The 6,784-nt window shown below is 47.7% G+C and carries 7 protein-coding genes; all 7 read right to left on the bottom strand.

What is annotated here, in order from left to right; all coding sequences use genetic code 11:
- Positions 1–306 precede the first annotated feature (306 nt).
- The 7 genes from EYQ01_01040 to EYQ01_01010 all read right to left on the bottom strand — a co-directional run bounded on the left by EYQ01_01040 (position 307) and on the right by EYQ01_01010 (position 6,754).
- Positions 307–999, bottom strand: coding sequence for a tetratricopeptide repeat protein (locus EYQ01_01040; protein ID HIE64401.1), 693 nt, complete (start codon positions 997–999; stop codon positions 307–309).
- A gap of 37 nt (positions 1,000–1,036) precedes the next feature.
- Positions 1,037–1,897 carry a hypothetical protein gene (locus EYQ01_01035; GenBank protein HIE64400.1) on the bottom strand — a complete coding sequence of 287 codons (861 nt, stop codon included), beginning with the start codon at positions 1,895–1,897 and terminating at the stop codon, positions 1,037–1,039.
- 761 nt (positions 1,898–2,658) lie between these two features.
- Positions 2,659–3,582, bottom strand: coding sequence for a c-type cytochrome (locus EYQ01_01030; protein HIE64399.1), 924 nt, complete (start codon positions 3,580–3,582; stop codon positions 2,659–2,661).
- Between the two features lie 236 nt (positions 3,583–3,818).
- On the bottom strand, positions 3,819–4,586 hold the full coding sequence (locus EYQ01_01025) for a cytochrome B6 (GenBank protein ID HIE64398.1): 768 nt from the start codon (positions 4,584–4,586) through the stop codon (positions 3,819–3,821).
- 137 nt (positions 4,587–4,723) lie between these two features.
- A complete protein-coding gene (locus tag EYQ01_01020; GenBank protein ID HIE64397.1) occupies positions 4,724–5,494 on the bottom strand; it encodes a DUF4405 domain-containing protein in 771 nt (256 codons plus the stop codon).
- A 36-nt stretch (positions 5,495–5,530) separates the two neighbouring features.
- Positions 5,531–6,028: a ubiquinol-cytochrome c reductase iron-sulfur subunit gene (locus EYQ01_01015; GenBank protein HIE64396.1), complete on the bottom strand. Its 498-nt coding sequence runs from the start codon at positions 6,026–6,028 to the stop codon at positions 5,531–5,533.
- Positions 6,029–6,199: 171 nt separating this feature from the next.
- Positions 6,200–6,754 (bottom strand): carboxypeptidase regulatory-like domain-containing protein, encoded by a 555-nt coding sequence (locus tag EYQ01_01010; protein HIE64395.1) that lies wholly within the window; start codon positions 6,752–6,754, stop codon positions 6,200–6,202.
- Between the last annotated feature and the right edge of the window lie 30 nt (positions 6,755–6,784).

Below are 6,784 nucleotides of genomic sequence, written 5' to 3'. Positions count from 1 at the left end.
ATTACACCCTATCAAAAATTGACGCTGGCAACACAGGCTCTACTTCTGTGAACCATTATTAATGGGGGGATTACCCTCGGTCTGGATGTTAGTAGCAATGATCATTGCGGTCAGACAGGCCCTTGATTATAAGAGTACCTTGCGGGCCGTGGGCGTCTGTGTCATTGGATGGACCATTCAGATGCTCATCCTCGCATTTTTGTTCTCTATGATGGGAGGTACCGCACCCTAATTCTCCGATTGGATCTTGGGCCGTATCAGCATATTGTGGAGTCAATGGCGCAGTATATGAGGGAGCGCAAGTCTTTAGCGGGCGGCCTTTAGTCTCAAGAGAAGTGCTTTCGCCTGGTCTCTGGGCAGGGTCGGATCGATACCCGCTTTATCCAGACTCAGGAGACGTTCGAGAAGTTTTACCGCCTCCGAGGTCTTCCCCGCCTGATCATATATCAGGGCAAGATTGTACAGGGCACGGGACTGATCCGGAAACTTTAACAGCACATCCTTATAAATCCGCGTCGCTTGGTCAACCTTCCCTTGTCCCAGATAAATATGTGCCAGATTCAAGCGGGTGGGACGATGGTCCGGGTCGATCAGGAGAGCCTGTTGGTAGGCATTGATCTCTTCATCAATCAGGCCCTTAAAATTATAAATCAGGCCGATATTATAGTAGGCCCTCACGTATTTGGGGTCCCTGATGAGGACTTTCTTGAACTCTAGAAAAGCACGGTTGTACCTCCCGCTTCTCAGATAGGCAACCCCCAAATCGTTTCTGACCTTGAGGTCCCCTGGGTGCGCATTTAAATGTTCAACATAATGCTGCACGGCCTTGTCAAACTCCCCACGACCATCGGCCGCCAGCCCCCGTTGATGCAGGTTCGTGCTTGCACAACCCACCGAAAGAAAAATTGAAAAGACGATCAAAATAAATTTGATTTTTTTTCTACGCTTCACCGTGAACATTTTTCTTGATCCTTGTGTTTTCATTATTACCTTTTTCATCGGCTTTGTCGTACAATCTATCTTATGCGCGACGTCACTACTTTAACAGTTCCTCTTCCTGTTTCCGAGCACTTTCCATCATCTCTTCAGACCGCTCCATCAGTTTTTGAATCTTAGTGGTATGGTCGTGTATTGCCTGGTCATATAGACTAAGTTTCTCTTCGAGACTCTGGACCTGTTTGTCAATTGATTGACCTTCAAGCCCTCTTGGAAAGCCTTGAAAGTGGGAAAAAGTCTGCTTGATTTGGAGTTCTTTCTGGAGGAGATTTCGTTCGTCAAGAAGTTCATTCTTATTCTTCTCAAGGGACTCGGCATCGTTCTTCAGGAGTATGGCAATCTCTTTTTGTTTGGAGAATGAGATCCCTTCTGTATCAGGAAGTTCTACTTCCGAGAGAACAGAGATACGAGGAGACCGGCGCTTCAGGAGTCTTTGACGTTCCTCCATATGAGAGAGCGCCTCACTGTGTACCTGATCTGCAAGAGGAGTATCACCCTTTAGCATCGCATTTTCTCCCTCCACGAGAAGACGTTTGATCTCCTCCCCAAGCAGGTCGTAGAGAACTGCCACCTTCTCTTTTCTGTCAGTATTGAGTTTTAGTTCTAATTTTTTAAGATCCCTACGCTCTAAAAGAACCTCTCTTAAACTTGAAAGAAGCCGCTCCATACGAACCTGATCGATCATTCCGAATCGCCCCTTTGACTTGAGCGCCCGAACCTCATGCGAAACTTCTTCGGAACGACGGGCTAACTGATCCATATTATCCCCGGCCTCCAGAATAGACTGGTCGATTCTCCAGACTTCATTACCGAGAACCTTCGCACGATCTGCCGCCAACGAATTGCCACAATCAAACGACAACAGGATCAACAACAGTACGAAAGTAAAAAGTAATTTCATCGGTTTTTGGGTCAATAGGTCCATATTTTCCATTCGTTATCTGATTTACTCCCTGCCCGCACCCCGATATTCGAGAATTGAGCAGATGCATGCTTCATAACCAGATTACTGAATGCAATATGTGGACCGTAATTTTATTGTGATTTTACAGTGTTTTTCAAGAGAAATCGCTGAATTTCAATCACCAGGACAAATTTAATCATTGATTTTAGACAGGATACCACACCCCTCGCGCGCTTGGAACAGGTTCCTTTCTGCCATATAGACGGTTCATTTCATTTTAAATGAAAGTCATTGTTGCCCCTCCGAAAGGTGGGGGTTCAAAGATAACACCATATATCGTAAGTATAGTCACTGGGGATGTTTACTGACCATCCAGATTTCATCCCCTCTCCTTCCACCAAACCTGAGAAATATAAAAGAGGAAACATCACAAGGGACCAGGTAAAAAATACATAAAATTCTTCTCCTGCCGGAAATCCAGCAGGGAAAGACAATTTTAGACTAAATTCTTTCCTATTTACAGCTTTCCTGCTACGGGCCTTGTGAGCCAAAATCCACACTCTTCAGGAAACAAAAAGGCCCTCCTTCATATACGCAAGGAGGGCCTTTCTTAAAGAGTTCACTCGTATGAGGTCTTGAGAAACGTCACCACATAGCAGTGCGGTTTCTCAAAACTCAATAGGATAGCAACCTTCTGTTTTATTCTTTCACATCACCCAACAAAAGTGTGTGGATTGCGCTCACGATGCACTTCACCTTTAATCTCTATACTGCATAAATCCGTCATGACTGTCCACCTTTGGAAGGTACTTCCTGGGAATATTTTCAACCTGAGGGTCCCTCAGGGAGAGGACGAACACAGTCAATGCCGTCGCCTCTTCGTCGGTCAGATCCCAATCGGGCATAATGGTCGGAGATGTCCTGTCTCTGGGATTGGGGGCATCCGGATTTCCGGGAACAATCTTTCGAGGATTTTTAAAGTGCTCCCATTCCCACACCCGGGTAATATGATCTTCCGATTCCAGGCGCGAGAAATCATGCACGAGAGAAAAAGCAAGCTCGGTCTTGCTGCCGAGACTTGAAATATCCGGGGCCGCTGTCGGATCGGTGCCGAACTGCCGGATGGCATGGCAGGCACCGCAACCGAGTTCATAGGCCAATTGCTTCCCCTTCATCAAAACATCGGCTTCCGGCCAATAAAGATCCCGGGAGTAGAGTTCGTAGTGACATTTTGTACAGGCGGCCTGGACATAAGGGCCTGACAACAATTGCCGATCGAGATGGCGGACGACACCGTGCGTCGCCGCGACCGTCACGGCCTGGCCGTCTCCCTCATGACAGATTGTACAGCCAAATTTCTCAAAAGGATGCTTTGAAATAAATCCCTCGTCCTTGAAACTGGGATGCGTGGTATAAGGCTGTGGCTCATTCTCAAAGGCTGGATTCGCAATCCCGGCATGACAGGTGACACAGCGATCCGGCCTGTTCAGATGCTTATCCCAGATTTGATTCACACGAAGCGGCGATGCCGCGAGTTTCGGGTCATCCATCTTCTCTGCAAGCATTTCATAATAGGTGGCCTGATACGTTTTCCACTCAGCGCTATATTCCCTGTAGACAAACATTCCCAACTCAAGGAAGATGATTACGCTAAGCGCGGCAAACAGTATGTGCTTTTTCATAGTTAATCCAGTATCTTAAGAAAAAGACGGGGTGAACGTCATAAATAGTAAAACCCCAATCCAATGATTTAATCTCACGATGCTACTTATTTATCTTTCTTAAATGATCTCTCAAGCAAAACCGCAATACCGACGAAGAAGCCTGTAAGAACAAGTGTCCCGACTCCGATGAATATTCCTATTCCCAATCGGTAGGGGTATGCCCATAAATCATCCATTTTCCGCTCCAGCTTACGTTAAATCTTAAACCAGGGGGTTACCAGCACATATTTAATATCGGCCAGTAATCTCAAAAATATTTTCAGGGGAACGCCCATCATCGAAAGGAACAAAAACATCACAAGGTTATAGCGAACAAAACCGAGCCTTCTGTAAAAATTTCTCAGAAAAAGAAAGGGAAGCGAAAACCCGATCGCGTAATATCCAAGGAAAAAAGCCCATGTGATCAGATTTGCCATTGTGACCGCATAACGTCCCAAGGTCACGAGGGGCGACTCACTTAATCCCAATACACTGGTCAGAATAACCTCAAGGTCAACCAGCTTCACAGCGCCAGCCGGTTGATGCATATGGGGATCGTCCCAAGGCCAATACCAGGACCAATCCAGTCCTCGGAACCAGACGCCGACAATAATCAGGATGTACCAGAGCGCCAGGCCAAAGCTGAAACCCATAATCGAGAACTTGCGTTCTGAGAAGGTATAGTAGCCCTTCCCCTTGGGGTTTGGATCAATGTAAGGGATAAGGACAAGCCCGATGATAATCATCGTGGGTAAGACCACCCCAGCGAGCCATGGATCAAAATAGACCAGTAACTCCTGTAATCCCAGGAAATACCAGGGTGCCTTGGTCGGATTTGGCGTTGTATCCGCGCTCGCCAACTCCTCCAGGGGTGCAGGGGAGATGAGCGATAGAAAAAGGATGAGTGCAACCCCGAACAGGATACAAATCAGTTCGATATAAACCAGATGGGGCCAGACCAGTACCGTGTCTTCAGGCGCCATCGACCCTTTGGAGCTCTTCTTCAACAGTGCGGCAAACCTGCCGGGTTTATCCGGGGCCTTTGCAAGTGCCTTTGATTGAACCGCCCCGGGATTTGATTCTTCTTCTGCCATAGGATCTTCTCAGTTAGGTATATCGATTAAAGGGGGCCTGAAAAACCATCTTTCCGTATCCGCCAAAAATGAACTGCGATGAATAACGCAGTAACCAATGGCAATGCAAGACAGTGCAGGACATAGAACCTAAGGAGCGCGCTCTGACCGACCACCGTTCCTCCGAGAAGAACAAACGCGACATCATTACTTGAGGTCATCCCCAACTCAGGGCCAAACGGCCCGGAACTCCCAAGCATCGGGGAGGCCTCCGCCATCTTGGCCCCAACCGTGACCGCCCAAAGGGCCAACTGATCCCACGGAAGGAGGTAGCCTGTCCAGCTCAATACCAGTGTGATCGCCAAAAGAATGACGCCTACCACCCAATTAAACTCCCTGGGCGGTTTGTACGAACCGGTCATAAAAACACGGGTCATATGCATCCAGACAGAAAAGACCATCGCGTGTGCCGACCAGCGGTGAACCGCCCGGAACAGGCTCCCGAAGTAGATCACCGTGCCTAAATCTTTCATATTGGAGTAGGCTTGACGCGTATCCGGGACATAATAGAACATGAGAAATACGCCAGAAATCGCCAGGAGGATGAAAAACAGGAAGGTCAAACCACCCAGACACCAGGTAAATTTGATCTTAAGGGCACCTCGTCGAACCCTGACAGGATGGAGATGGAGAATGACATTACTGAACATGACCAAGGCACGGTTACCGTCCGTACTTGGGAAACCATGCCTGAATATTGACTTCCAGACCTGCGTTGTTCTGGCAACCGCTAAAACCCGCTCAAGCAACTTCAACATGAGACCTTTATCTCCTCCACAACAATACCTTTAGGACTAAACCTTTAGAAAGTAGGGTTCCACCTCACGACTCATCTCTTCAACCATCAGGCCTTCCTCTGTTCCTTTTGGATCAGGATCCTGCCGCGTACTAAAATCAACGATGATCTGTCCATCAACCGGATCAATCGAAATGGCCGCCCGCCATAAAGTTCTTGGTGCCGGGCCTCCGACCACATTTCCGCGGGTATCATAGATGCTGCCATGACAGGGACATCGAAAGAGCTTCTGATCCCCGAACCAGTTCGGCGTACACCCCAAGTGCCGACAAATCGACACGAGAACATAGATCCCACGCTCATTTCGAACGACCCAAATCTGGCGCTCTTTTTTTAATTTTGTGTCAACACCGACCCCGTAAACTTCCGGTCTTCCGATCTTAAAAATGGTGGGTGGCTCATAGAGTACACTTGGAACCATAAACCGAAGGGCTCCGGCGCCGATACCTCCAAGTGACGCCAAAATGCCACCCCACCCGACGCCCAAGCTCATCATGGTGATGAATTTCCTTCGGCTGACCTCCTCGGTCGATTCTTCTTTTTTTTCACCCGGCTTCATGTTTTAAATCCTCCGAACACCTACACACAAAAGAAAAAGGGTTCTTTAAAGCACTCTGCGCTTACTTGGCGAGAAACACCTGTTTGTACGTTCTTGCCAAGATTACAATTATTTTCTTTTGCGAATCTTATCTTTCTTTCTTCTCTTTTGCCTTGGCTTCTTTTTTTTAAATGCCCGCAAATATACAAGGGCACTTAGGATAAGAGCGACTCCGCCGCTCCAGTAGATCCACTCAGAAGTATCCTTGCTCGCCGCGCCAAAATTGACAGGCTCACTGCGTCGATCCGTAAACCGATCGTCAGGGTCAAACTGAACCATTATTTTTCGAACAACATCGCCGACCGAAACAAAAATCTCATCCCCAATGTTGTCATTATGAAGGTGAAACATAACCTCATAATATCCACGAGGATCTGATTTTTTCTCTTTCTTGACCCCGCCTTTATGTTCCAGTATGACGAGGGAACCGGAGAGCGGCTTTCCTGCCGCATCCCGGACATAACCCGATATCGTGAATCGATGATCCGCCTCATGCGTTGCCAAGGCAGAACCTGAAAATCCGAGGGTAAAAAGGAGGGAACAGATAATTCCGAGGGTCCCGATATAAATGAAATCTCTCTGGATTTCCCCAATCCAGGACTCCCCCGAAATCGCTATCCCCAACAAAGATTAAAAAGTCCCGCATTGTAAAAC

The sequence above is a fragment of the Candidatus Manganitrophaceae bacterium genome (assembly GCA_012960925.1).
Lineage (GTDB): Bacteria > Nitrospirota > Nitrospiria > SBBL01 > JAADHI01 > DUAG01.
The sequence above is the reverse complement of the archived record's forward strand: the minus strand, read 5'-3'. Positions and strand labels throughout refer to the sequence as shown.

Excerpts from the sequence above, each read along its gene's own strand:
- EYQ01_01040 (HIE64401.1), bottom strand. The coding sequence starts at position 999 with ATGAAAAAGGTAATAATGAAAACACAAGGATCAAGAAAAATGTTCACG.
- EYQ01_01035 (HIE64400.1), bottom strand. The coding sequence starts at position 1,897 with ATGAAATTACTTTTTACTTTCGTACTGTTGTTGATCCTGTTGTCGTTT.
- EYQ01_01030 (HIE64399.1), bottom strand. The coding sequence starts at position 3,582 with ATGAAAAAGCACATACTGTTTGCCGCGCTTAGCGTAATCATCTTCCTT.
- EYQ01_01025 (HIE64398.1), bottom strand. The coding sequence starts at position 4,586 with ATGGCGCCTGAAGACACGGTACTGGTCTGGCCCCATCTGGTTTATATC.
- EYQ01_01020 (HIE64397.1), bottom strand. The coding sequence starts at position 5,494 with ATGTTGAAGTTGCTTGAGCGGGTTTTAGCGGTTGCCAGAACAACGCAG.
- EYQ01_01015 (HIE64396.1), bottom strand. The coding sequence starts at position 6,028 with ATGATGAGCTTGGGCGTCGGGTGGGGTGGCATTTTGGCGTCACTTGGA.